At 71.1% G+C, this 24,956-nt stretch carries 23 protein-coding genes; 11 read left to right on the top strand and 12 right to left on the bottom strand.

From position 1 onward, the window contains the following. Positions 1-14: 14 nt before the first annotated feature. Positions 15-218: a hypothetical protein gene (locus ACFYWQ_RS25100; protein ID WP_389519097.1), complete on the bottom strand. Its 204-nt coding sequence runs from the start codon at positions 216-218 to the stop codon at positions 15-17. A 531-nt stretch (positions 219-749) separates the two neighbouring features. Between ACFYWQ_RS25100 and ACFYWQ_RS25095 the strand changes: the two genes are divergently transcribed. Then, entirely contained in the window at positions 750-2,258 is a 1,509-nt protein-coding gene (locus ACFYWQ_RS25095; protein ID WP_389519096.1) for a hypothetical protein, read from the top strand. Between the two features lie 109 nt (positions 2,259-2,367). On the opposite strand, the gene ACFYWQ_RS25090 is transcribed toward ACFYWQ_RS25095, so the two are convergent. The 4 genes from ACFYWQ_RS25090 to aspS all read right to left on the bottom strand — a co-directional run bounded on the left by ACFYWQ_RS25090 (position 2,368) and on the right by aspS (position 7,066). Next, positions 2,368-3,351: an intradiol ring-cleavage dioxygenase gene (locus tag ACFYWQ_RS25090; RefSeq protein ID WP_389519095.1), complete on the bottom strand. Its 984-nt coding sequence runs from the start codon at positions 3,349-3,351 to the stop codon at positions 2,368-2,370. Between the two features lie 185 nt (positions 3,352-3,536). After that, positions 3,537-3,956: a hypothetical protein gene (locus ACFYWQ_RS25085; protein WP_389519094.1), complete on the bottom strand. Its 420-nt coding sequence runs from the start codon at positions 3,954-3,956 to the stop codon at positions 3,537-3,539. A gap of 209 nt (positions 3,957-4,165) precedes the next feature. Next, the gene (locus ACFYWQ_RS25080; protein ID WP_389519093.1) at positions 4,166-5,170 is read right to left on the bottom strand and encodes an intradiol ring-cleavage dioxygenase; all 1,005 of its coding nucleotides are present in this window, start codon (positions 5,168-5,170) and stop codon (positions 4,166-4,168) included. A gap of 132 nt (positions 5,171-5,302) precedes the next feature. Then, positions 5,303-7,066 carry an aspartate--tRNA ligase gene (gene aspS / locus ACFYWQ_RS25075; protein ID WP_389519092.1) on the bottom strand — a complete coding sequence of 588 codons (1,764 nt, stop codon included), beginning with the start codon at positions 7,064-7,066 and terminating at the stop codon, positions 5,303-5,305. 213 nt (positions 7,067-7,279) lie between these two features. Here aspS and ACFYWQ_RS25070 point away from each other — a divergent pair, with 213 nt between their 5' ends. Further along, positions 7,280-9,412 (top strand): SpoIIE family protein phosphatase, encoded by a 2,133-nt coding sequence (locus ACFYWQ_RS25070; protein ID WP_389519091.1) that lies wholly within the window; start codon positions 7,280-7,282, stop codon positions 9,410-9,412. Here the strand turns inward: ACFYWQ_RS25070 and ACFYWQ_RS25065 are convergent. The 3 genes from ACFYWQ_RS25065 to ACFYWQ_RS25055 form a co-directional block, all read right to left on the bottom strand. Next, a complete protein-coding gene (locus tag ACFYWQ_RS25065) occupies positions 9,379-10,428 on the bottom strand; it encodes an AI-2E family transporter (RefSeq protein WP_389519090.1) in 1,050 nt (349 codons plus the stop codon). The two genes, ACFYWQ_RS25070 and ACFYWQ_RS25065, sit on opposite strands and share 34 nt — an antisense overlap. A 155-nt stretch (positions 10,429-10,583) precedes the next feature. Further along, on the bottom strand, positions 10,584-11,564 hold the full coding sequence (locus tag ACFYWQ_RS25060) for a pirin family protein (RefSeq protein WP_389519089.1): 981 nt from the start codon (positions 11,562-11,564) through the stop codon (positions 10,584-10,586). A gap of 143 nt (positions 11,565-11,707) precedes the next feature. Continuing rightward, complete coding sequence (locus tag ACFYWQ_RS25055) at positions 11,708-12,172, bottom strand: SseB family protein (protein WP_385069453.1); 465 nt, start codon at positions 12,170-12,172, stop codon at positions 11,708-11,710. 521 nt (positions 12,173-12,693) lie between these two features. Here ACFYWQ_RS25055 and ACFYWQ_RS25050 point away from each other — a divergent pair. From ACFYWQ_RS25050 to ACFYWQ_RS25040, 3 genes are all read left to right on the top strand, one after another. Next, entirely contained in the window at positions 12,694-14,520 is a 1,827-nt protein-coding gene (locus ACFYWQ_RS25050) for an acyl-CoA dehydrogenase (RefSeq protein ID WP_389519088.1), read from the top strand. Between the two features lie 184 nt (positions 14,521-14,704). Then, positions 14,705-16,054 (top strand): M18 family aminopeptidase, encoded by a 1,350-nt coding sequence (locus ACFYWQ_RS25045; RefSeq protein ID WP_389519087.1) that lies wholly within the window; start codon positions 14,705-14,707, stop codon positions 16,052-16,054. 125 nt (positions 16,055-16,179) lie between these two features. Beyond that, positions 16,180-16,428 carry a DUF6458 family protein gene (locus tag ACFYWQ_RS25040; protein WP_385069448.1) on the top strand — a complete coding sequence of 83 codons (249 nt, stop codon included), beginning with the start codon at positions 16,180-16,182 and terminating at the stop codon, positions 16,426-16,428. A gap of 12 nt (positions 16,429-16,440) precedes the next feature. Here ACFYWQ_RS25040 and ACFYWQ_RS25035 read toward each other — a convergent pair whose 3' ends face one another. Beyond that, on the bottom strand, positions 16,441-18,297 hold the full coding sequence (locus tag ACFYWQ_RS25035) for an NHL domain-containing thioredoxin family protein (RefSeq protein WP_389519086.1): 1,857 nt from the start codon (positions 18,295-18,297) through the stop codon (positions 16,441-16,443). Positions 18,298-18,595: 298 nt separating this feature from the next. Here ACFYWQ_RS25035 and ACFYWQ_RS25030 point away from each other — a divergent pair, with 298 nt between their 5' ends. After that, complete coding sequence (locus ACFYWQ_RS25030; RefSeq protein WP_389519085.1) at positions 18,596-19,348, top strand: hypothetical protein; 753 nt, start codon at positions 18,596-18,598, stop codon at positions 19,346-19,348. Positions 19,349-19,458: 110 nt separating this feature from the next. Here ACFYWQ_RS25030 and ACFYWQ_RS25025 read toward each other — a convergent pair whose 3' ends face one another. Then, a complete protein-coding gene (locus ACFYWQ_RS25025; protein WP_389519084.1) occupies positions 19,459-19,896 on the bottom strand; it encodes an ATP-binding protein in 438 nt (145 codons plus the stop codon). A 230-nt stretch (positions 19,897-20,126) separates the two neighbouring features. Here ACFYWQ_RS25025 and ACFYWQ_RS25020 point away from each other — a divergent pair, with 230 nt between their 5' ends. From ACFYWQ_RS25020 to ACFYWQ_RS25005, 4 genes are read left to right on the top strand one after another with little or no spacing between them, the layout of a single operon-like run. Then, positions 20,127-20,972, top strand: coding sequence for a helix-turn-helix domain-containing protein (locus ACFYWQ_RS25020; protein ID WP_389519083.1), 846 nt, complete (start codon positions 20,127-20,129; stop codon positions 20,970-20,972). A 10-nt stretch (positions 20,973-20,982) separates the two neighbouring features. Next, positions 20,983-21,183, top strand: coding sequence for a DUF397 domain-containing protein (locus ACFYWQ_RS25015; protein WP_389519082.1), 201 nt, complete (start codon positions 20,983-20,985; stop codon positions 21,181-21,183). 11 nt (positions 21,184-21,194) lie between these two features. Next, positions 21,195-21,395 (top strand): DUF397 domain-containing protein, encoded by a 201-nt coding sequence (locus ACFYWQ_RS25010; protein ID WP_389519081.1) that lies wholly within the window; start codon positions 21,195-21,197, stop codon positions 21,393-21,395. Positions 21,396-21,437: 42 nt separating this feature from the next. Continuing rightward, positions 21,438-21,932, top strand: a complete 495-nt coding sequence (locus tag ACFYWQ_RS25005; protein ID WP_389519080.1) for an LURP-one-related/scramblase family protein — start codon at positions 21,438-21,440, stop codon at positions 21,930-21,932. Positions 21,933-21,952: 20 nt separating this feature from the next. Here ACFYWQ_RS25005 and ACFYWQ_RS25000 read toward each other — a convergent pair whose 3' ends face one another. Further along, positions 21,953-22,750 carry a carbon-nitrogen family hydrolase gene (locus tag ACFYWQ_RS25000; RefSeq protein WP_389519079.1) on the bottom strand — a complete coding sequence of 266 codons (798 nt, stop codon included), beginning with the start codon at positions 22,748-22,750 and terminating at the stop codon, positions 21,953-21,955. A 187-nt stretch (positions 22,751-22,937) separates the two neighbouring features. Between ACFYWQ_RS25000 and ACFYWQ_RS24995 the strand changes: the two genes are divergently transcribed. Next, the gene (locus tag ACFYWQ_RS24995; protein ID WP_389519078.1) at positions 22,938-23,762 is read left to right on the top strand and encodes a maleylpyruvate isomerase family mycothiol-dependent enzyme; all 825 of its coding nucleotides are present in this window, start codon (positions 22,938-22,940) and stop codon (positions 23,760-23,762) included. Between the two features lie 107 nt (positions 23,763-23,869). Here the strand turns inward: ACFYWQ_RS24995 and ACFYWQ_RS24990 are convergent, their stop codons facing one another. After that, positions 23,870-24,772, bottom strand: a complete 903-nt coding sequence (locus tag ACFYWQ_RS24990; protein ID WP_389519077.1) for a D-alanyl-D-alanine carboxypeptidase family protein — start codon at positions 24,770-24,772, stop codon at positions 23,870-23,872. Positions 24,773-24,956: the final 184 nt, after the last annotated feature.

Here is a 24,956-nt window from a genome sequence, read left to right as displayed (position 1 = left end):
CACCACCCGACGGCTCACCGCCCGCCCGACGGATCCGCGTCCGGCGCCACGGGCCCAGCCGTCCCCTCGCCCCGCGCCGTCCCCTCGCCCCGTGCCGCCGCCCGCCGCGCCCTGATCCGGTTGGCGGCGACCCCCGCCACGGCGAGCAGGACACCCGCACCGAGCGAACCGAGGAACTCCGGCAGGGCGTCGCGCACCAGCGAGTGATCGGCCGACACCGGGGCCGCCGGTGCCGGGGCCGATGCCGGTGCCGATGCCGGTGCCGGTGCCGGTGCCGGTGCCGTCACCGAGGACCGTGCCGGCGTCGGGGCCGCGGACGACTCCGGAAAGGCGGCCGTCGCGGGCCCGGCGGCGAGCCACAGGAGCCCGAGGGCACAGAGAAGGGAGGAACGGTACCGCAGAGCCGCCTCCCGGCCACCGCTTTGCCGAGGAACGGCCCCCCGCGCACACGTCCGCCGTAGCTTGAACATATCGCCCCTTTGAATGAAGTGGGTGGGAGAGACCGGGCCGTCGCGGACCAGCAGGCAGCGGGAAGCGCGGCCCGGTCTCGGCCGACCGGCCCACCGATGACCAGCCGGTCTCTCCAGTCGACACCCACCGGCAGGGGCACTGACGCGTCTGACGGGGCAGATCTTCCGCCGTCGCGCTCTGACACGCGCCCCCGTGCGCCGTCTGCCGAACGGCTGACATATGGGATGCTCTGGCCCTCTCATCTGACACAGCCTTGACACAGCGGAGGAGCCGCGGCCATGACGGCAGGGGCGCCGGACGACCAGGAGCCACAGGGCGCGCTGCACCGCATCGCCCGGGAGGTGGCGGCCCTGCGGGCGTCCGCGGGAAACCCGTCGCTGCGCCGGATCGAAGACCGTGTCAGAGCGGACGAGAAGGAAGCGACCGCCAGCCGTCAGACGATCTCCGTCATCCTCCGCGCCAAGCAGCGCACGAGGCTGGACACGCTCCGCGCCGTCGTGCTCCACCTGGTGCGGCTGGACGGCACCCGGGGAACGCCCGAGGAGGAGCAGCGCGTCTGGTCCAGGATCGAGGGCCTGTGGTACGACGCGCTGCGGGAGGAGACGTCGGAGGCCGACCCGGAGGCCACCGCCGCCGTCCAGCGGTTCGCCGCCCGGCTGCGCGCGAGCGTCCTCACCCCGCTGGGCGGCGACTTCGACGACATCGGCGGCAGGCTGCGCGGCCTTCTCCCCGACGGGGAACCGGACGACGGGGTGACGCCGGCCGCGCTGTCAGCAGTCGCCCAGGGCACTCGGACACCGCGGCACCGGGAGGTCGCGCTCCTCCTCGACCTGCTGGCGCGGGACGGCCGGCCCCTGTCCCCGCGGGAGCGCCAGTCGCTCATGCTCGACTACGTCGAGGTGCTCCGGCGCTGCGCCCCGGTCCTGTACGGCCGGTTCATGACGGACGAACTGCTCGACGCCTACCGCGACCACGCCGAACGGCTCGGGGAGCGGGCCCGTGCCGCGGACGCCGAACGTGAGGAACGCCGACGTCAGAAACTGTCACACCGCGCCGACCAGGCGCGTCTCGCCGCCCGTCTGAAGCGCCTGGAGGGCGACGCGGCCGCGGCCCACGACCGGGCGACGCGGGCCGACGTCGCCCGCGAGGAAGCGGTGGGGGCCCTGGTCATCCTGCGGGAGGAGCGGGACAAGCTCGCCGCGCTGACGACGGCGCACCAGCCGGCCACGCACACGCTGCCGTCGTGGAACAGCCTCGCGCCACAGGCCGTCATCGCGGACTTCGCGGACCCGGACGCGCAGTACGGCTACTCCGCCGCCCAGTACGGCTACTCGGCCGCCCTGTACGACGGGTCGTCCGCGCCGTCGTACGACTGGTCCGCTCCGTACGACCACGGGCCGTACGACCACGGGCTGTACGACCACGGGCCGTACGACCCGACACCGTTCACCCTCAGTCGGCCCTCCTACGACCCGCACGGCCCGTACGGCCCGCACGACCCCGGTGCCGGCCAGGAGTTCCCGAGCCATGACACCGCGCCCTACGGCCTCACCGCGTCCGCGTACCAGGCCGTCCGTCCGAGCACGCCCGTGCGGACCCTGCCCGCTCCCGCGGCCGCCGTCCCCTCCCGGCGCCTGGTGATCGTCGCCTTCCCGGACGGGCCGCTGCCGGACGTCCGGCCGCCGGCCCCCGTCCCCGCGCCGCCCACCTCCCGCGGCTTCCTGCGCACCGTCGTCGCCCACTTCCGCCGCAGTCACGGGCGTCACGCGCGGGGCCGTCAGACCTGACCGGCCGCGGGACGCCGATGCGGCCGGGGCGTACACCCCGGCCGCATCGGCTCGCCGGACCGGCCGGGCCGGACCGGTCGGCGGGTCAGACCGGCACCGCGGCGCCGGATCAGCTCGCGGAGGACGACGGGGAGGCCGACGCGCCCCCGCCACCCGGCTGGACGGCGTCGTCGGTGCCGTCGTGGGTGGCGTCCGGGTCGACGCCGACGGTGATCGACGCCCGCACACCCTTGGCGATGTTCTTCTTGTCGTACTTGAGGGTGAGCAGGCCGCCCGCGGTGCCGCTCTGGTCGTAGATCGTGTCCTCGGTGAGCGTGGTCCGCTCGGTGGTGCTGGTGGAGTACGGCTCCACCTCGGCGGAGGCGAGGACCGACTCCTCGTCGAAGAAGAACTGGCCGGTGTGGCAGGTGTGCCCGCCCTCGTACCCGGCGTCGGTCCACTCGCCGTCCACGTGCACCTTCGTGTGGATGTGCACGCAGCGGCCCTGGTACCAGCCGGGGAAGATGGTCTTGAAGGTGACCCGCCCCTGCTTGTCGGTCTTCCAGGTGCCGCGCAGGTACCGCTCGTCGTCGGTGGGCTCCGAGTGGATGCTGCCGCCGCCGGTCCCGCCGGACGGCGCACCCGTCGGCGGTTCACCGGTGGGGCTGCCCGAGGGAGCGCCGGACGGCAGGCCGCCCCCGCCCGTGGACAGGCTCTCGTAGCCGGAGTAGATGCCCAGCGCGTCGCAGTGCCAGATGTCCACGGCGACGTTCCGCAGCGGCTTGCAGGTCTCGGAGTCGATGACCTTCAGGTCGAGGGTGAGGGGGATGCCCTCCTTGTCCTCGGTGATGTCCTGGCGGAGCTTGTCCGCGTCGATGTAGTAGGGGCCCTCGGTGGTCTCGGAGGTGAGCCGGTAGCAGACCTCGGAGTCACTGGAGGTGCTGGTCGCCGAGGCGCCCTTCGTCTTGCCGTTCTCGCCGGCGAAAGCACCCGCGGCGAGCGTGGCGCCCGCACCGACGGCCACGGCCGCACCGGCGCTCGCGACGACCACCTTGCGGCGGGTCAGATCGCGTTTGTGCTTGGGTCCCTGCTCGTTCTCAATGTTTCCCGTCATGGGCCAGGAAACTAGGAGGCGGGCCTGTCAGAGACGTGGGAAAGGCCTGTGCAGTCCCATGAATTCAGCGCCGCCCACCCGGAAACACACAGCTTTTCAGCCGACGGCCGACAACACATCACCAAATCCACATACGGCCTGAACAATTTCCCGTCCCGGGTAAAGCACGGGAAAAGGGGAGCGCCCTAAGCCGCGGCCGGGCGGTGGACGGCCGCCGGGGTCCTGTCGTCGGACGGGGGCCGGTCGAGGCCCAGTGCCGTGCGGGCCGTGCGCAGGTGGTCCAGGCCCTCCCCGGCCAGCCGCGTCACCTCGCCGTACTCCTGTGCCGTCCGCGCCGCCGCCAGCCGGGCGCGAGCCGTGCGGTGGCACTCCGCCGCACGGCTCAACGCCCGCCCCGCCGCCTCGTCCGCCTCGGCCCAGGCGCGGACGTCGGTGGGGACGAGGCCGCCGCCGAGGCGGACGAGCCACTGGTTCGCCTCCGCCTCGGCGTCCAGGTCGGACAGGTGCGAGGAGGGCCGGAGGCGGGGTGCGGCCCGGCGCAGGGCCACCACGCCGGCGACCGCACCGGCGATCAGCAGTACCGCGATCACGATCATGAGCCCCATGGTGGCTTCCTCCCTGCGCGCAGACCTGTGCCGACTCACGTCGGCTCCGTCCGGTTCCGTCCGGTTCCGTTCCGTCTCCACCATGAGACGACAGGCCGCTGTGGGCTCCATCGGGATACCTGTGGGGCGCCGGTGAGATGCCGCGAAGGGCTGTACGGACGGGTCGTGCGCGCCGCCGGGCGGGCGGCCGGGAGGAGGGGCGCGTGCCGTCAGCTCGCCGAGGCCGACGGCGAGGTGCTCGGAGCCGGTGTCCCCGGGGTGTCCTGGCCGTCCTCCGTCGCCTCCGGATCGACCCCGACCGTCAGCGACGCGCGCACACCCCTGCCGATGTCCTCCTTGTCGTAGCGGAGCCTCAGCAGGCCGCCCTGCGCGCCGCTCTGGTCGTAGATCGTGTCCTCGGTGAGCGTGGTGCGCTCGGCGGTGTTGGTGCTGTAGGGCGCGAGCTCGGCGGAGGCGAGGACCGACTCCTCGTCGAAGAAGAACTGGCCGGTGTGGCAGGTGTGCCCGCCCTCGTACCCGGCGTCGGTCCACTCGCCGTCCACGTGCACCTTCGTGTGGACGTGGACGCAGCGGCCCCGGTACCAGCCCGGGAAGACCGTCCGGAAGGCGACCCGGCCCTGCCGGTCGGTCCGCCAGGTGCCGCGCAAGTAGCGGGTGTCGTCCGTCGGTTCCTGGTGCCCCCCGCCGGGAGGCGCGCCCGTGGGGGCGTCGGTCGGGGGCTCGCCGGTGGGGGTGTCGGTCGGAGTGCCGGTCGGGGGCTCGCCGGTGGGAGCCGGGCCGCCCCCGCCGCCGTTGCCCTGGTCCTCGTACCCCGAGTACACGCCGACCGCGTCGCAGTGCCAGATGTCCACGGCCGCGTTCCGGATCGGCCGGCACGTCTCCGAGTCGATCACCTTGAGGCTGAGCAGCAGGGGGATCCCCTCGCGGTCCTCGGTGAGGTCCTGACGGATCTTGTCGGCGTCGATGTAGTACGGGCCCTCGACCGTCTCCGAGGTCAGCCGGTAGCAGAGATCGGCGTCGGCCTCGTCGTCGGCGGTTCTCGTGCCGTCACCGGCGAACGCGCTCGTCGCGAAGGCGCTGCCGCCCAGTCCCGCCACGGCGAGGGCGCCCGCGCCGACGGCGACCACTTTGCGGCGCGTCAGTGCATCGGTCGTGTCGTAGTCGTTGTACTCGTTGTTCTCGTTGCGCTCCTGAGGCTGTTCATTCGCTGTCATGGCGCTGGAAGCTAGGTAGGAAGCCTGTCAGCGAGCTGAGAAAAAGGCCGTCTTCCGCCGCGCATGCGAAAGGGACCTGAAATCGACGTCGACTTCAGGTCCCTTTTCACGGCGCTGTTCGAAAGGCTTGCCTTACTTCGGCTGCGGCTTGCGCACCGTCAGGTGCAGCTCGCGCAGACGCGCCTCGTCCAGCTCGGTCGGCGCGCCCATCATCAGGTCCTGGGCGTTGCCGTTGAGCGGGAAGGCGATGGTCTCGCGGATGTTGGGCTCGTCGGCCAGCAGCATCACGATGCGGTCGACGCCCGGCGCGATGCCACCGTGCGGCGGGGCGCCGAAGCGGAACGCGCGCAGCATGCCCGCGAACTGCTCCTCGACGGTGTTCCGGTCGTAGCCGGCGATCTCGAAGGCCTTGAGCATGATCTCCGGCTCGTGGTTCCGGATCGCGCCGGAGGACAGCTCGACGCCGTTGCAGACGATGTCGTACTGCCAGCCGAGGATGTCCAGCGGGTCCTGGGTCTCCAGGGCCTCAAGTCCGCCCTGCGGCATCGAGAACGGGTTGTGCGAGAAGTCGATCTTCCCGGTGTCCTCGTCCTTCTCGTACATCGGGAAGTCGACGATCCAGCAGAACCGGAAGACTCCCTCCTCGAAGTGCCCGGCGCGCTTGGCGGCCTCGACCCGGACCGCGCCCATGATCTTGGAGACCTCGTCGAACTCGCCCGCGCCGAAGAACACCGCGTGGCCGGCGGCCAGCGACAGGCGCTTGGTCAGCTCGGCGACGTTCTCCTCGGTGAGGAACTTGGCGATCGGGCCGGTCAGCGAACCGTCCTCGGCCACGCGCACCCAGGCCAGGCCCTTGGCGCCGAGCGAGACCGCGAAGTCACCGAGCTGGTCGAAGAACTTCCGCGGCTGGTCCTGCACAGCGGGAACGGCCAGCGCGCGCACGTGCTTGCCGGCGAACGCCTTGAACTCCGACCCCTCGAAGACGTCGGTGATGTCCACCAGCTCCAGCTGGGCGCGCAGGTCCGGCTTGTCGGAGCCGTACTTCAGCATCGCCTCGCGGAACGGGATCCGCGGGAACGGCGAGGTGACGTGACGGCCGTTGCCGAACTCCTCGAAGAGCTCCGTCATGAGCTTCTCGATCGGCTGGAAGACGTCCTCCTGCTCGACGAAGCTCATCTCCACGTCGAGCTGGTAGAACTCACCCGGCGAACGGTCGGCGCGGGCGTCCTCGTCGCGGAAGCAGGGCGCGATCTGGAAGTAGCGGTCGAAGCCGGAGATCATCAGCAGCTGCTTGAACTGCTGCGGCGCCTGGGGCAGGGCGTAGAACTTGCCCGGGTTCAGGCGGGAGGGCACCACGAAGTCGCGGGCGCCCTCGGGAGAGGTCGCCGACAGGATCGGGGTCGCCATCTCGTTGAAGCCGAGGGCCGTCATCTTGTGCCGGATGGCCGAGATGACCGCCGTGCGCAGCATGATGTTGCGGTGCATGCGCTCGCGGCGCAGGTCCAGGAAGCGGTACTCCAGGCGCCGCTCCTCGTTGACCCCGTCCTCGGTGTTGATGGTGAAGGGGAGCGGCTGGGCGGCGCCGAGCAGCTCGACCTCGGCCACCTCGACCTCGACCTCACCGGTGGGCAGGTCCGCGTTGACGTTCTCGGCGCCCCGCGAGACGACCTTGCCGTCGATCCGGACGGTCGACTCCTTGGTCAGCTTGTCGAGTGCCTCGTACGCGGGCGTGCCGGGACGGGCGACCAGCTGCGTGATGCCGTAGTGGTCGCGCAGATCGATGAAGAGGATGCCGCCCAGGTCGCGCCGATTGTGCAGCCAGCCACTCAGCCGGACGTCGGTGCCGACGTCAGAGGCGCGGAGCTCGCCGCAGGTGTGGGACCTGTACCGATGCATCGTCGTTCATCCAGTCTTCGCGGATCGGGGTCTGTGGATCGGCCCGTGCTGCAGGCCGGATGTTTCACGTGAAACATGAAACACCCCCAGCGTACCGGGCAGGCCACCGTCGGCTCTCCCGACTTACGGCGCTGACGATCGGCCGTCGACCGGCGGCACCCCACAGACCGCGATCAGTGGCAGACGTCGTTCGCATGTTCTTAAAGTGGGGCAATGCGCACTGGTGAGCCCCTGCCCGCCGTGGAGCAGGTCCTCGCCTCCCTCGCGACCGGCCTGTGGCACTGGAGCACGGCCGCCGGGCTGGTCACGGTCGACGCCGAGGCCGCCCGGCTGCTCGGGCTGCCCGCCGAGGCGACCGTCCTCACCGAGGTGCGGGCCCGCGCCCGCATCCACCCGGTCGACTGGAACGAGATCACCGGAGTGATCCAGCTCGCCGTCGCCGAGGGCACCCTCGCCGAGGTCCGTATCCGGATCGTGGACGACCACGGACGGGTCGTCCGGGTGGTCCGCAGCCGTTCCAAGCCGTCGTTCGACCCGGTGAAGAAGGCGTACGAGCTGACCGGCACCCTCCAGGAGGTCACCGAGCCGCGTCCGGGCACCCCGTCCGACCGCACCGCCGTCACCGGCGACTGGCGGCGCTCCCGGGAGGCGTTCCTGCTGGACGCGGGCCGGGCGCTGGCGGAGGCCCGCTCCACGGAGGAGGTGCTGCGGGTCGCGGCGGGGCTGTCGATGCCGGGCTTCACCCCGGACGGCCTGACGGTCTTCGGAGTGGAGGGCGACCGGCTGACGATCACCGGCCACCATGGGCATCCGCCCGGCGACATCCCCTTCACCCAGCTGTCGCTGCGGACGGACTATCCGGCGGCCGAGGCGATACGCACCGGCCGGGCCGTCTACCTGTCCTCGCCCGAGCAGTACCGGGAGCGCTACCCGCTCATCTGGCCGCGGATCGCGCACTACGGCCGGCAGTCCTGGGCCTACCTTCCGCTGACGGCGGGGGGCCGCCCGATGGGCGCCTGGATGGCCGCGTTCACCTATCCGGTGGCCTTCACCCCCGACGAGCGGTCCGTCCTGACCACCGTGGCCCGCATGCTCGCCCAGGCCCTCAGCCGGGCGGGTGCCGCCGAGGTCCAGCGGGAGCTGACGGACGGCCTCCAGCGCACGATGCTGCCCACGCTCGGCCCCGAGATCCCGGGCATGACCCTCGCCGCCCGCTACATCCCCACCGGCGGCGGCCTCCAGGTCGGCGGCGACTGGTACGACATGATCCCGCTGCCCGGGGGCAGGTTCGCGCTGGTCATCGGGGATGTGCAGGGGCACGACGTGCGCGCCGCCGGTCTCATGGGCCAGCTGCGCATCGCCCTGCGGGCGTACGCAGCCGAGGGCCACCGCCCCGACGCCGTCCTCTCCCGCGCCTCCCGCTTCCTCTACGGCCTCACCCACACCGACGAGTCCGGCACCGGCCCCGACCTGCGCTTCGCGACCTGCCTGTACGTCGAGGTCGACCCGGTGACCGGGGTCCTGGAGACCGCGCGGGCCGGTCATCTCGACCCGGCGGTCCGGCTGGCCGACGGCACCGTCCTGGTCCGCGCCACGTCGGGCGGGCTGCCCCTGGGCGTCGACCCGGACGCCGACTACCCGATCACCCGCCTCGGCCTGGAACCCGGCGAGGCGCTGATGATGTGCACCGACGGGCTGCTGGAGACCGGCGGGCACGACCTCGACACCGGCTGGCGGCGCGTCCGCAACATCCTGGAGTCCCACGAGGGCGGAATGGAGGAGCTGGCGGACGCACTGGTCCAGGCGGTGCACGGGCCGTCGTCCCACCACACCCCCGGCCCCTTCACCGACCGACGGGAGGACGACATCGCCCTCCTCCTCGTCTGCCGCCAGGGAGGCAGCTGCGACCTCGGCGCCGCCGTGCCCCTGCAACCGTCCGTGCGGCGCACCATGATGACGGTGGCGCAGGCCGAGCCCGAGCGGGTCTCCGAGGCCCGGCGGGAGGTGCGCGAGCTGCTGCACGACTGGCCCTCCGAGGACCAGGTCGACTCGGCGGTGCTGCTGGTCTCCGAGACGCTGACGAACGTCCTCGTGCACACCGACACCGACGCGCTGCTGGTCGTCGAGGTGACCGGCGACCCCGGCGAGCGGCGGATGCGGTTCGAGGTGACCGACAGCAGCGACGACCTGCCGCACAAGCGCCGCCCCGGGGAGCTGGCCTCCTCAGGGCGCGGCCTGGTCCTCATCGAGCTCCTCGCGGACGGGTGGGGGGTGGCGCCGCGGGGCGAGGGCAAGAGCATCTGGTTCGAGCTCTACGAGTCGCCCCCGGCGGCGGCCGCCGGATAGCGCTCCCGCAGTTCGTCCGCGACCCCGAAGGCGGCCGCGGTGAGCGGTACGGCCAGCAGCATGCCGAGGATCCCCGCGACGGACGCCCCCGCCGTGATCGCCAGCATCACCACCGCCGGGTGCATCTGCACGGTCCGGCTCTGGATCATCGGCTGGAGCACATGCCCCTCCAGCACCTGCACGGCGAGCACCACCCCGAGCGCCCACAGCGCGATGACGAAGCCGCGGTCGGCGAGCGCGACGAGCACGGCGACCGCGCCGGAGAGGAAGGCGCCGAGGTAGGGGATGTACGCCCCGACGAAGACGAGCGCGCCGAGTCCCGCGGCCCCCGGCACCCGGAGGACGAGCAGCCCGACGGTGATGCACACGGCGTCGATGAACGCGATGAGCGTCGTCCCCCGCATGAACCCCTCGACGGCCCGGAACGCCTTGCGGGCCATGGCCTCCACGGTGTCCGCGCCGCCGTCCGGCGCGACCGCCCGCAGGGCGCCGACGGCCCGGTCGGAGTCGCGCAGGAAGAAGAAGACGAGCAGCAGCGCGAGGACGGCCATGGCGATGCTCTCGCCCACGACGCTGACCCCGCTGATGACTCCGGAGGCGGCGGTCCCGCCGAACTTGCCGAGCAGTTCCCTGGCGTTGGAGGCGAGGTCCTCCAGTGAGGTCCCGGCCGCCCCGAAGTGCCGGGCGAGGTCCCGCGCCGCGGCCCTCAGCGACGCGACGATCTGGTCCCCGCTGTCGACCAGCACGGCGACGACGATGTACACGGCCCCGCCGACCACCGCCAGGACGGCCACGCAGGTGGCGGCGGCGGAGACCGACCGGTTGACCCCCGCCTGGACGAGCCGCCGGTGGAACGGCCCGAGCAGCGCGGTGCCGAGCAGCGCGAGCAGCACGGGCACGACGGCCGTCCGGAACTCCACGCACAGCCGGATCCCGACGTAGACGACGCCCGACACGAGCAGGATGACGGCGCACCAGGCGGCGAGGCGGCGGACGGGGAGGGGCAGCAGGCGCACGCGTCCAGCGGATCACGTGCCCGCCCGGTTGTCCCTCCGTGCCGGTCCGCCCGGGTGACGGGGTGTCACCCGGGCGGACGGTGCCTGACGGTGCCTGACGACGCCTGGCGACGCCTGGCGACGCCTGACGGCGGCTGACGGCGGCTGACGGCGGCTCAGGCCTCCTCGGGACCGCTCTCCGTCATCCCGTGGACGGCCGGGACGGTGCCCAGGCGGCCCTTCTGGAAGTCCTCGAAGGCCTGCATGAGTTCGTCCTTGGTGTTCATGACGAACGGGCCGTAGTGGACCATGGGCTCACGGATGGGCCGGCCGCCGAGGAGGACGACCTCCAGGTCCGGCGTGTGGGAGTCCTGCTTCTCGTCCGCGCGGACGGTCAGCGAGGAGCCGGCGCCGAAGACGGCGGTCTGGCCCAGGTGGATCGGCCGCTGCTGGGTGCCGACCGAGCCCTTGCCGGCCATCACGTAGGCGAGGGCGTTGAAGTCCTCGCGCCACGGCAGGGTCAGCTCGGCGCCCGGCGCCAGCGTCGCGTGGATCATCGTGATCGGCGTGTGGGTGGCACCGGGGCCCTGGTGGCCGTCCAGGTCGCCGGCGATGACGCGGATCAGCGCGCCGCCGTCCGGCGAGGTCAGCAGGGCGACCTGCCCGCTGCGCAGGTCCTGGTACCTCGGCGCCATCATCTTGTCCTGGGCCGGCAGGTTCACCCACAGCTGGAGGCCGTGGAAGAGACCGCCCGACATGACCAGGTGCTCCGGCGGCGCCTCGATGTGCAGCAGGCCCGAGCCCGCCGTCATCCACTGGGTGTCGCCGTTGGTGATGGTGCCGCCGCCACCGTTGCTGTCCTGGTGGTCGAAGATGCCGTCGATGATGTAGGTCACGGTCTCGAAGCCGCGGTGCGGGTGCCAGGGGGTGCCCTTCGGCTCACCCGGCGCGTACTCCACCTCGCCCATCTGGTCCATCATGATGAACGGGTCGAGGTGACGGTAGTGGATCCCGGCGAACGCGCGGCGCACCGGGAAGCCCTCACCCTCGTAACCGCTGGGCGCGGTCGTGACGGTGAGCACGGGGCGGGCCACGGCATCGGCCGGCGCGGTCACACGCGGCAGCGTCAACGGGTTCTCGACGGTCACGGCGGGCATGTCGGTACCTCCTTGGGCGACGTGCGTCCCACTTTAGTTGAGCGTTGAACTTTCCGCCACTCATAACGACACGAGCCCGGAGGGCATTCCCTCCGGGCTCGTGCACTGGCGGGCCGCGCCGGTGCGGCGCGTGCGGTCGGCCGTCAGCCGTACATGCGGCGCATCGCGAAGTCGACCATCTGCTCGACCGCCTTCGCGTCGAAGACCATCCGGTGCTCGCCCTCCATGTCGAGGACGAAGCCGTAGCCGGTGGGCAGCAGGTCCAGCACCTCGGCACCGGTGATCACGAAGTACTTGGACTCCTTGCCGGCGTACCGGCGCAGTTCCTTGAGCGTGGTGAACATCGGGATCACCGGCTGCTGGGTGTTGTGCAGGGCGAGGAAGCCGGGGTTGTCGCCGCGCGGGCAGTAGACCTTCGAGGTCGCGAAGACCTGCTGGAAGTCCTCGGCGGCCAACTGCCCGGTGGTGAAGGCCCGCACCGCGTCCGCGAGCGAGGGCGGGGACGGCTCGGGGTACAGGGGCGGCTGCTGGCCGTACCCGCCGCCCATGGGCTGCTGCGGCGGGGCGTACTGCTGCTGAGCGCCGACGTTCTGGTCGTAGCCGTACATGGGCGCAAGCGTACCGAGAGCGGTGTTCGGGCGCGGCGCCACCCGGGAGTAAGCGGGATCCCGGGACGGGAGGGCCCACCCCGGGACCGGGCCGAACCCGCCCACCGGCCACGGGGTAGCCGCCCTTGGGCCGGGCGGAGGCCGCCCGCGGGTGGCACGGAAGCCACCCTTGGGCCGGGTGCAGGCCGTCCGCGGGCCGGGCGGAACCCGCCCACCGGCCACGGGGAAGCCGCCCTTAGGCCGACCGGAGGCCGTCCGCGGAGCGGGCAGAGGCCGCCCACCGGCCGCGCGGAGGCCGTCCGGGCCCGCACGGAAGCCGCCTGCCCGCCGCCCGGACGCAGCCCGCGGCCCGGGCGGACGCCGTCCGCGGGCTGCGGGAACGCGGCGATCGTCACAGATCCGGGATCGGGGTTGCGGCTTATTACCGGCGGGTAGCATCATCGTAGCTACTTGTTGGTACGTGAACTAGCGCGAGGATCCAGTGCCTCGCCGATCTCTCTACGGATCCGGGAGCCGTCGCCATGGGGCACTACAAGTCGAATCTCCGCGACATCGAGTTCAACCTCTTCGAGGTGCTGGGCCGCGACAAGCTGTACGGCAGCGGACCCTTCGAGGAGATGGACACCGAGACCGCGAAAAGCATCCTCGAGGAGCTGACCCGCCTCGCGGAGAACGAGCTGGCCGAGTCCTTCACGGACGCCGACCGCAACCCGCCGGTCTTCGACCCGGCCACCAACACCGCGCCGGTCCCCGCGTCCTTCAAGAAGAGCTACCAGGCCTTCATGGACTCCGAGTACTGGCGCCTCGGCCTGCCCGAGGAGATCGGCGGCACCACCGCCCCGCCGTCCCTGATCTGGGCGTACGCCGAGCTGATCCTGGGCGCCAACCCGGCCGTGTGGATGTACTCCTCCGGCCCGGCCTTCGCGGGGATCCTCTTCGACGAGGGCAACGAGGTCCAGAAGAAGATCGCGCGGATCGCCGTCGAGCGCCAGTGGGGCTCCACCATGGTCCTCACCGAGCCCGACGCGGGCTCCGACGTGGGCGCCGGCCGCACCAAGGCGGTGCAGCAGGAGGACGGCTCCTGGCACATCGAGGGCGTGAAGCGCTTCATCACCTCCGGCGAGCACGACATGTCGGAGAACATCCTCCACTACGTGCTGGCCCGCCCCGAGGGCGCCGGCCCCGGCACCAAGGGCCTGTCCCTCTTCCTCGTCCCGAAGTACCTCGTCGACGCCGAGACCGGCGAGCTGGGCGAGCGCAACGGCGTCTACGCCACCAACGTCGAGCACAAGATGGGCCTGAAGGCCTCCAACACCTGCGAGATGACCTTCGGCGACCGCCACCCCGCCAAGGGCTGGCTGATCGGCGACAAGCACGACGGCATCCGCCAGATGTTCCGCATCATCGAGTTCGCCCGCATGATGGTCGGCACGAAGGCGATCTCCACCCTGTCGACGGGCTACCTCAACGCGCTGGAGTACGCCAAGGAGCGCGTCCAGGGCCCCGACCTGGCGAACTTCATGGACAAGACCGCGCCCAAGGTCACCATCACCCACCACCCCGACGTGCGCCGCTCGCTGATCACCCAGAAGGCGTACGCGGAGGGCATGCGGGCGCTGGTGCTGTACACCGCCTCCGTCCAGGACGCGATCGCCGTCAAGGAGGCGAACGGCGAGGACGCCTCCGCCGAGCACGCGCTGAACGACCTGCTCCTGCCGATCGTCAAGGGCTACGGCTCCGAGAAGGGCTACGAGCAGCTCGCCCAGTCGCTCCAGACCTTCGGCGGCTCCGGCTTCCTCCAGGAGTACCCGATCGAGCAGTACATCCGCGACGCCAAGATCGACACCCTGTACGAGGGCACCACGGCGATCCAGGGCCAGGACTACTTCTTCCGGAAGATCGTCCGCAACCAGGGCGCGGCCCTGAACTCCCTCGCCGAGGACATCAAGAAGTTCCTGGCCCTCGGCACCGGCGGCGAGGAGTTGGCGGGCGCCCGCGAGCACCTGGCCAAGGCGGCCGTGGAGCTGGAGGCGATCGTCGGCCTGATGCTGACCGACCTCGCGGCCACCGAGCAGGACGTCAAGAACATCTACAAGGTGGGCCTGAACACCACCCGCCTGCTGCTGGCCTCCGGTGACGTGGTCGTCGGCTACCTGCTGCTGAAGGGCGCGGCGGTCGCGGCGGAGAAGCTTCAGACGGCCTCCGCCAAGGACACGGCGTTCTACACCGGCAAGATCGCCGCGGCGAAGTTCTTCGCGGCGAACGTCCTGCCGGGCGTCACCCTGGCCCGCAAGGTGGCCTCGGGCGTCGACCTGGACCTGATGGAACTGGACGAGGCCGCCTTCTAGACACCGCCCGGGGAAACACCCGAGTCACGGCCCGGAGGAAGCGCCCGAGTCACCGCCCCGGGGAAGCGCCCGGGTCACCGCCCCCCGGGAAGCCCCCGCGGCAGCCGCGAACTCCACACCGTCCTCACGTGGGCCCGCTCCTTTCGACAGGAGCGGGCTTTCGTACGTCGTTAAGGTGAACTCCATGAGCGAACCTGCCCGCCCGCCCTCCGGCGCCACCCCTCCGGGAAGCGCCTCGCGCGTTCCTGCGGCCTTCGACCGCGGCCACACCGACGACCTCATGTCCTTCCTCACGGCGAGCCCGTCGCCGTACCACGCCGTGGCGAACGCCGCCGAACGGCTGGAGAAGGCCGGGTTCCGGCAGGTCGCCGAGACGGACGCCTGGGACGGGACCAGCGGCGGGAAGTACGTACTGCGCGGGGGCGCCATCGTCGCCTGGTACGTCCCCGAGGACGCCGCCCCGCACACCCCCTTCCGGATCGTCGGCGCGCACACCGACTCCCCCAACCTGCGCGTCAAGCCGCTGCCCGACACCGGCGCGCACGGCTGGCGCCAGGTCGCCGTGGAGATCTACGGCGGTCCGCTGCTCAACTCCTGGCTCGACCGCGACCTGGGCATCGCCGGCCGCCTCACCCTGCGCGACGGCTCCACCCGCCTGATCGACGTCGGCCGGCCGCTGCTGCGGGTGCCGCAGCTCGCCATCCACCTGGACCGCGCGGTGAGCAGCGAAGGCCTCAAGCTCGACAAGCAGCGCCACCTCCAGCCCGTGTGGGGACTGGGCAACGACGTCCGCGACGGCGACCTGATCGCCTTCCTGGCGGAGTCGGCCGGGCTCGCCGCCGACCAGGTCACCGGCTGGGACCTGATGACGCACTCCGTCGAGCCGCCCGCCTACCTGGGCCGCGACGAGGAGCTGGTGGCCGGGCCGCGCATGGACAACCTGCTGTCCGTGCACGCCGGCACGGCGGCGCTGGCGGCCGTGGCGACCGGCGGCACCGCCCTGCCCTGCATCCCCGTGCTCGCCGCCTTCGACCACGAGGAGAACGGCTCGCAGTCGGACACCGGCGCGGACGGGCCGCTGCTCGGCAGCGTCCTGGAGCGTTCGGTCTTCGCGCGCGGGGGGACGTACGAGGACCGGGCGAGGGCCTTCGCCGGCACCGTCTGTCTCTCCTCCGACACCGGGCACGCGGTCCACCCCAACTACGCGGAGCGGCACGACCCGACGCACCACCCGCGCGTCAACGGCGGCCCCATCCTCAAGGTCAACGTCAACAACCGCTACGCGACGGACGGTACGGGCCGCGCGGTCTTCGCCGCCGCCTGCGAGAAGGCGGGCGTCCCCTTCCAGTCGTTCGTCTCCAACAACTCCATGCCGTGCGGCACGACGATCGGCCCGATCACCGCGGCCCGGCACGGGATCCGCACCGTCGACATCGGCGTGGCGATCCTGTCGATGCACAGCGCACGGGAGTTGAGCGGCGCGGACGACCCGTACCTGCTGGCGAACGCCCTGGCGGCCTTCCTGGAGGGCTGAGACGCCGTCGACGGAGCACCGGCCGGCGGTCCGTGAGGATCCGTCACCGCATGGGCGTCGACCGCCGGGGTACACGGGTTCGGGGAACCGGAACGACCGGTACACCGGACAGGGAGGCGACACTCATGGGCCTCGGCGGGTGCATCATCCTCATCGCCGTGGGAGCCATCCTCACGTTCGCGACCGACTGGGACATGCAGGGGGTCAACCTCGACCTGGTCGGAGTCATCCTGATGATCGTCGGCCTGATCGGCGTGACGACCTTCAGCAGCATCGCCCGGCGCCGCCGCGTGATGGTGCCGCCGGCCTCGACCACCGTGGTCGAGACGGACCGGCACCACCGCGACGGCTACAGCGACGGGTACGGCGTGTGACCGCTCCCGGGATCAGGCGTCCAGGCCTGCCAGCACCAGCGGCAGCCGGTCGGCGCCTGACTCGGTGAGCACCACCGGAACACCCCAGTCCTGCTGGTGGACATGGCAGGCCGGGTACTCGGCCGCGGGGTCGTCGTCGCAGGACGCGGCCATCGCGGAGACGTGCAGCACCCCCTCCGGCACCGCCGGGTTCAGCTCCAGCACGCGCACCAGATCGGTGTCCGCGCCCTCCCCCGACAGCAGCAGCTGGGGCGGGGTGGCGGAGACCAGCAGACGGGTCGAGGGGCCGTAGCGGGTGTCGAGCTTCTGACCGGCCGGCGCCTGGAAGATCACGTCCAGCCGGAGCGTGCCCGGCGCCACCTCGGTGGCGGCCCGCTGCGTCCGGTGGGCGACCGCCTCGACGCGGACCGCCTCCTCCGGCAGCCGCAGCCGGGTCAGCCGGTGCCGGGCCGACTCCACGACCACGATGTCGTCGCCGACGAGCACCGCGTCGCTGGGCTCGCGCAGGTCCGTGGCGAGCGTGGTGACCTCGCCCGTCGCCGGGTCGTAGCGGCGCAGGGCGTGGTTGTAGGTGTCGCTGACGGCCACCGAGCCGTCGGGCAGGACGGTGACGCCCAGCGGGTGCTGGAGCAGCGCCTGCCCCGCCGCGCCGTCCCGGTGACCGAAGTCGAACAGGCCGGTGCCGACGGCGGTGCGGACGACGCCGCCGGAATCCACCCAGCGCAGGGCCGAGGTCTCGGAGTCGGCCAGCCAGAGCCGCTCCCCGTCGGGGGAGACCGCGAGCCCGGACGGCTGCGCGAACCAGGCCTCGTCGACGGGCCCGTCGACGAGCCCCTCGTTGGTGGTCCCGGCGGCGACACCGACGGTCCCGGCGACCGGGTCGTACGCCCACAGCTGGTGCACGCCCGCCATCGCGATCCACACCGTGCCGCCGAACAGGGCCACGTCCCACGGCGAGGACAGATCGACCGACCGGGCCGGACCGGACGTCGGTGCCCCCTGCCACCACTGCTTCCCGGTACCGGCGAGCGTGGTCACCTCACCGGAGTCGAGATCGAGGCGGCGCAGGGCGTGGTTGACGGTGTCCGCGACGACCACGGAGGAGGCGTCGAGGAGGGCGAGCCCCTGCGGCTCGTTGAAGGAGGCGGTGCCGGCCGCGCCGTCGGCGAAGCCGCGCACCCCCGACCCGATCCGCCGTACGACGCTCTCCCCGTCCTCCGCCAGCTCCACGAGCTGATGCCGGGTGGTGTCGCTGACCAGCAGGTTCCCGGACGGCAGCAGGACCGCCTTGCCGGGGAAGCGGAGGTCCGTCGGCTCCGGCTCAGGCGCCACGTACGGCCCGTCACCGCGCCGCAGCGTCCCCTTCGCCGCGTGCTCGGCCTCCAGCTCCGTCACCAGCCGCTCGATGGCGTGCACATGCCCCTCACCCGCGTGCTGGGCGACGACGTACCCCTCGGGGTCGATCACGACGAGCGTCGGCCACGCCCGCACCGCGTACTGCTTCCAGGTGGCGAGCTCGGGGTCGTCCAGCACGGGGTGTTCGACGCCGTACCGCTCCACCGCGTCCACGACCGCCGCGTGCTCCGCCTCGTGCACGAACTTCGGCGAGTGCACGCCCACGACGACCACGGTGTCCCGGTGCTTCTCCTCCAGCTCGCGCAGCTCGTCGAGGACGTGCAGACAGTTGATGCAGCAGAACGTCCAGAAGTCCAGGATGACGATGCGTCCTCGCAGGTCGGCGAGGGTGTACTGCTGCTCGCCCGTGTTCAGCCAGCCACCCATGCCGACCAGCTCGGGGGCACGGACACGGGCACGGCGACGGGGTGGGGGCGCGGACGCGGGGGTGGGCGCCGAGGCGGCATCGTTCATGCGTCCAGCTTGCCAGCCGGGCGTGAGCGTAGGTTCACACGTGTACGGACTTTCGCGTACAGGGGGGGCCAAACCCCACCGATGAGGGACCCGGTGGCACGTCCGGTCACGACCGGTGCGTCCGTGGTCCGGCGGCTGGTGCTGGCGTGCGCGGGCGGGGGCCGACAACTGCGCGCTTCCACAGGGAAGTTCACGTTCCGCTTACGTCGGACACACCCTCCGTAACGGATTGTGCGGCGACACCGCCCCGGGATCCGCCCCGGCAGGACCACCGCCGCACCGAGACGAAGGAGCCGTCATGGCCGACATCGCCAAGATCGTCGCGACGATCTACACCGCGGACATCGCCGACGCCAAGACCGACAGCGGAACCGTCTACCTGGGCATCGCCGGGCGCGAGTTCGTCCTGGAAACCGCGGCCGACGACTACGAACAGGGAGCGGCGGACGAGTTCGTCCTCGGCGAGGGCGCCAACGTCGAGCAGGCCGAGTACAACGACCCGCGCAAACCGCAACTGACCACAGAGGACCTGGACCGCTATCCGGCCTACCTCCGCTACCTCGGAACCGACGGCTGGTGCCTGGAGCGCGCCACCATCACCGTCAACCCCGGCGCCGACAGCCACGTCTTCGACAACCTCGACCTCCAGGGAGGGGGCGAGGCGCGCCGCATCTGGCTGCGCAACGACTACGGGCAACGGCTCGGCCTCACCCGTACCGCCGGCCGGCCCTCCACCGGCTCCGGCCAGGGCGGCGGCACCACGGCGACGGGCCGACGCCTGGTGTTCGGCAACGTCAACGCCGACGGGAGCGTCGCCAGCGGCAGCGGCGACTTCTGGGTGACCAGGGAGGGCGAGGGCCGCTACTCCATCGTCTTCCAGAGCCCCTTCACCACGCTGCCCAGCGCCACCTCCAACGTCTGGGGAGACGGCTGGTACACGCTGGACAACACCCAGGCCGCCGTCATCGAGACCGGACGGGTCGTGATCGTCACCGGGAACAGCGTCGGAGCGCGCAGCAACCGCGGCTTCAGCTTCCAGGTCATCGGATAGCCGCGCGGCGCACCATCCGACATCCCCTCCGGTCCGGTCGGCGTCCTCGTCGGCCGGACCGGTGCGTGTTCGCTCCAGCAGCTGCCGGTCGGCCGTCCGCGGCTGACCGGTCACGGCACCGCCGTTCGCCGCACGGGCAGGTCGAACCAGACGGCCTTGCCGTCCGGGTACGGGTACCGGTGCCCGCCGTACGGGAGGTCCGGGCCGTGCCCCCAGCGGCCGCCGGTGAGGGCGTCCACCAGGTAGAGGCCCCGGCCGCCGCCCCGCTCCCACGTCTCGGCCGTCACCTCTCTCAGCACCGGTGGGTTGTCGTCCCCGTCGTACACCGCCACCCGCAGCCGCCCCTCCTCCACGGCCAGCCACAGCATCGCGCCGTCCCCGCCCTTCGCGTGCACACAGGCGTTGGTGACGATCTCCGAGGTGCAGAGCGTCGCGTCGTCGATCAGATCGCCGTCCAGTTCGAGCGCGCGCAGCACGGTGGCGACGAAGTCGCGGGCGATGTGGGGGGAACTGTCGAGAGGCGGACAGATCAGGGTGTACGAGGGCATGGGGCATCAACTCCGGTGAGGAGAAGGGGGTCTGTGCGAGCCTGACCACCACGTCACTGTCCGACGCCCCGGCAGCGGGGCCGGGGTGGCACTTCCAACGGGGATCGGGCGTACGGAAGTTGCGAGAGAGTGACACTGTGAGCACTCTCCGTGAGTACAGTGACGACTGTAGCGGCAAACGTTGAAGCGGCTCAACGTTTCGGGAAACTCGTCACCGTTTGGGAGGACGCATGACTTCGAGACCCAATCCGACGGCCCGACAAGCGCGGCTGGGCACGGAAATGCGCAAGCTGCGAGAGGCGGCGGGTGTCCCGAACCGGAAGGCCGCCGCACAACTGGGCGTCAGCCCGACCCAGATCAGCCACATCGAGTCCGGGCGCATCGGCATCAGCGAAGAACGCCTGCGCAGGATGACCGAGTTCTACGACTGCGACGACGCAGCGCTCGTGGACGCGCTGGTCGCCATGTCGTTGCCGCGCTTCGGCAACTGGTGGGACGAGTACCGAGGCGTGATGCCGCCGCAGGCACTCGATCTGGCCGAGCTGGAGCACGACGCGTCATACGTGCGCGCTTTCGAGGTGGTGCACATCCCCGGAGTTCTTCAGACGGAGGCGCACGTACGCGCAACCTCCGACTTCTTCGACCCGAACCGCCCGAAGGAGATCCGCGAGGCTTTCGTTTCCTTCCGGATGCAGCGCCGACAGGTGCTGGAGTCGGGCACGCCGTATGACGTGATCATCCATGAGGCCGCGCTACGCATGCGCGTCGGCGGCTCCAAGGTCACCCGCGACCAGCTCAAACACCTCCTCGATGCGTCCGACAGGAAGTCGCTCATCCTGCGCGTCGTCCCCTTCACCACTGAGGGATTCTCAGGGGGCGGCTATTCAATGCAGTACGTCGGCGGAGCTGTCCACCAGCTCGACACCGTGCAGATCGACACCACACACGGCGCCGAGTTCATCGACGCCACGGCACGACTGAACCGCTACCGCAACGTCCTGGGGAGCATCGACAAGGCAGCCCTCCCGGAGGATGCTTCACTCGACCTCATTCATCGCATCGCCCAGGAACTGTGAAGGAATCCCTGTGCACGAAACCCTCCACTGGCAGAAGTCGTCCTTCTCCGCCGACACCGACACCAACTGCCTGGAGATAGCCGCCACCCCCACCACCCTCCACCTCCGCGAGAGCGACACCCCCACCACAATCCTCACCCCCGCCCCCACCGCCCTGAACGCCCTGCTCACAGCGGTGCGACACACGCCCGCACCTGGCCCAACCGTGTGAAGGGGCTCGACGTGTCCGAAACCCTCCAGTGGCAGAAGTCGTCGTTCTCCGCAGGCGACTCCGACAATGACTGCCTGGAGATAGCCGCCACCCCCACCACCCTCCACCTCCGCGAGAGCGACACCCCCACCACAATCCTCACCCCCACCCCCAGCGCCGTCAGCGCCCTGCTCACCGCCGTGCGGAAGGCGGGGATCAGCCCGTCGGCCTAGCGGCTGCGTCCCGCTCGGACCGTCGGGGGTACCCGTAGAGCCATGAGATTCCTCGTGCGCGACCGCATCCTCGGCTTCGGTGACGACTACTGGATCGAGGACGACCACGGCAACCGGGTCTACCTCGTCGACGGCAAGGCGATCCGGATGCGGCACACCTTCGAGCTGAAGGACACCGAGGGACGGGTCCTGATCGACATCCGTCAGAAGATGTTCGCCCTGCGCGACACGATGGTGATCGAACGGGACGGCGAGCCCCTGGCGACGATCCGCCGCAAGCGGCTGTCTCTGCTGCGCAACCACTACCGGGTCGCCCTGGCGGACGGCCGTACCGAGCTGGACGTCAGCGGCAAGATCCTCGACCGGGAGTTCGCCGTGGAGTACGACGGCGAACTGCTGGCCGTGATCTCACGGCGGTGGCTGCACGTGCGGGACACGTACGGCGTCGACGTCGTCCGTGACGACGCCGATCCGGCGCTGCTGATCGCGGTCGCGGTGTGCGTGATCAACCTGGCGGAGAAGGAGCGGGAGGACTGAGCGCCCGGAGGGGCGGGGGCTCAGCGCCGGGGTGCCGCCACGCCGAGGACGCGGTCCTTCAGGGCCGGGAACTGCTCCCGGGTCGTCGCGACCTTCGCCGGGTCGAAGTCGACGGTGAGGACCTCCTCGCCCGCGCCGGCCTGCGCGAGGACCTCGCCCCACGGATCGACCACGATCGAGTGACCCGCCTGGGGAACCCCGGCGTGCGTGCCGGCCGTTCCACACGCGAGCACGAACGCCTGGTTCTCCACCGCCCGCGCCTGAGCCAGCAGCGTCCAGTGCGCCCGGCGGCGCTCCGGCCAGCCCGCCGGGATGACCAGGGTCTCGGCGCCGGCGTCGACGAGGCCGCGGAAGAGCTCGGGGAAACGGAGGTCGTAGCAGGTGGCCACACCGATGGTGGTCTCCGGCAGCGTCACGGTCACCAGGTCGCCCCCCGCGCCCATCAGGACGGCCTCGCCCTTGTCGAAGCCGAAGCGGTGGATCTTGCGGTAGGCAGCGGCGAGGTCGCCGGTGGGGGAGAAGACGAGGGAGGTGTTGTAGAGGGTGCCGTCCGGGTCCCGCTCGGGGATCGAGCCGGCGTGCAGCCACACGCCCGCGTCGCTCGCCGCCTTGGCCATCGCCTCGTGGGTCGGGCCCTGGAGCGGCTCGGATTCGGTGCCGAACCGCTGGTAGGCGAAGGCTCCGGTCGTCCACAGCTCGGGCAGCACCACGAGGTCGGCCGAGCCGGCCTGCTCCCGCACCAGCGAGGCGACTCGCGCCCGCCGTACGTCGACCGATTCGCCCTCTTCCACGGCGATCTGGATCAGAGAGGCGCGCACACTACCACCGTCCTGGCATTCGAGTAGTCCACACGGGCCTACGATCGTCACACGAAAGCACTGCCGGGGTGCCTCACAGCAGCGTAACTTAGCGTCTCAAGACACCCGCCGACAGCCACCTCCCGCTGGCACCGCCGCCGCCACCATCCTGCCCGCCCGTGTACCGACCGCCGAGGGGTCCCGTTCCGTGAGTCTGCATTCCACCCTCCAGCCCTACGCCGACGCCTGGACCCACTCCATCGAAGCGATAACCGAGCTGGTGCAGCCGCTGGTGGAGGCGGACTGGAACCGCCGTACGCCGTGCCCGGGCTGGTCGGTCCGCGACATCGTGTCGCACGTCATCGGGCTGGACTGCGAGATGTACGGCGACCCGCGGCCGATCCACTCCCTGCCCCGGGACCTCTTCCACGTCACCACCGACCTCCAGCGCTACATGGAGATACAGGTGGACGTCCGCCGGCACCACACGTCACCGGAGATGACGTCCGAGCTGGAGTACACGATCATCCGCCGCAACCGGCAGCTGCGGAACGAGTCGCGCGACCCCGGCGCCAAGGTGCGGGGCCCCCTCGGCACCGAGCTGACGCTGGAGGAGTCCATGCGCAACCACGCGTTCAACGTGTGGGTGCACGAGCAGGACCTGCGCGCCGCCCTCGGCCGCCCCGGCAACCTCGACTCCCCCGGCGCGCACATCGCCCGGGACGTGCTCCTCTCCGAGCTCCCCGGCGTCGTGGCCACCCGGTCCGACGCCCCGCGCAGCTCCGCCGTCGTCTTCGACGTCCACGGGCCGATCGAGTTCCTGCGCACCATCCGCGTCGACATCCAGGGCCGCGGCACCCTGGAGACGGCCCCCGCCCTCGGGCCCGCCGCCTCCTTCGCCCTCGACTGGGAGACGTACGTCCGCCTCGCCTGCGGCCGGGTGTCCCCGGAGGCGGTCGCGGACCGGGTCAAGGCGGAGGGCGAGCCGGAGCTGACGGCCGCGATCCTGCGGAACTTCGCGGTGACGCGCTAGCCGTCACGGCCGCATGGCCTCACGGCTGCAAGGCCGCACAGCCGCACAACGGAACGGGCCCGTCGTGAACGTCACGACGGGCCCGTCCGCACACGGGTGGGTGCGCGTCAGCTGATCTTGGCGTAGCCGTAGTTGATGAGCTTCTTCACGTCGGCCGTGCGGTTCGCCGCGTCGGGAGCCGTGAGGACGGTGCCCACGACCGACTCGCCGTTGAGCGTGGCGGCAAAGATGAGGCAGTACTTGGCCTGGGTGCCGGAGCCGGTCTTGATGCCGAGCGTGCCGTTCCAGCCGAGCAGCGTGTTGGTGTTGGTCCAAGCGGCCATGGTGCGGGTGGCACCCGTCTTGGTGATCGTCTTCGCCGTGTAGGACTTGGTCTTCACGACGGCTTTGAACGTGGAACTCTTCATCACGCTGCGGCCGAGCTTCGTCAGGTCGCGCGGCGTCGAGTAGTTGGAGCCGTTGCTGAGGCCGTCGAACGAGTCGAAGTGCGTGTTCGTCATGCCCAGGTTCTTGGCCGTGGTGTTCATCTTGGCGATGAAGTTCTTGGTGCGGGCCGCGACGGTCGTACCCGTGCCGAACTTGTCGGCGAGGACCATCGCTGCGTCACAGCCGGACGGCAGCATCATCCCGTACAGCAGCTGACGGACCGTGACCTTGTCGCCGACGATCAGTTTGGCCGACGAAGGGTAGCCCTCGCGGACCATGTAGTCGCTGACCGCCTGCTTGACCGTGACCTTGGTGTCGAGGTTCAGGTTCGACTGCGAGAGCACGACCTTCGCGGTCATGACCTTCGTGGTGGAGGCGGTGAGCCTCTTGTAGTCGGCGGACTTGCTGTAGAGCGTCGCGCCGGTCGCGCTGTTCATCAGGTACGCGCCCTTGGCGGTGATGGTGGGCGTCGTGACAGCCTGCGCGGGCGCCGCTGTGAGAGCTCCGGTGGCGAGCACTGCGCCGGTCGTCACGACGACGGCAGCGGCCCTGCGGACACGGAAGCCCTTGGTGGCGGTTATCAACTGAAATACCCCGATTACGTCGAATGCCCCTGAGGTGCGGCCGAGTTGCAGGGGAAAGCAGAAGGGGCCGCATGTGTGTGACACGTAAGTAGCACAGATAGTTGTGCGCTTGCTGCGAGGGGATCCCCTTACGCCCCACCCGTGACCCGTTCGGAGGGCACTTCGCCCCGGGGGTCCGCATGAT

This window comes from Streptomyces sp. NPDC003247, assembly GCF_042888135.1.
Classification (GTDB): Bacteria; Actinomycetota; Actinomycetes; order Streptomycetales; family Streptomycetaceae; genus Streptomyces.
Note: the sequence above shows the minus strand (reverse complement) of the source record. Positions and strands in the feature narration are given on the sequence as shown.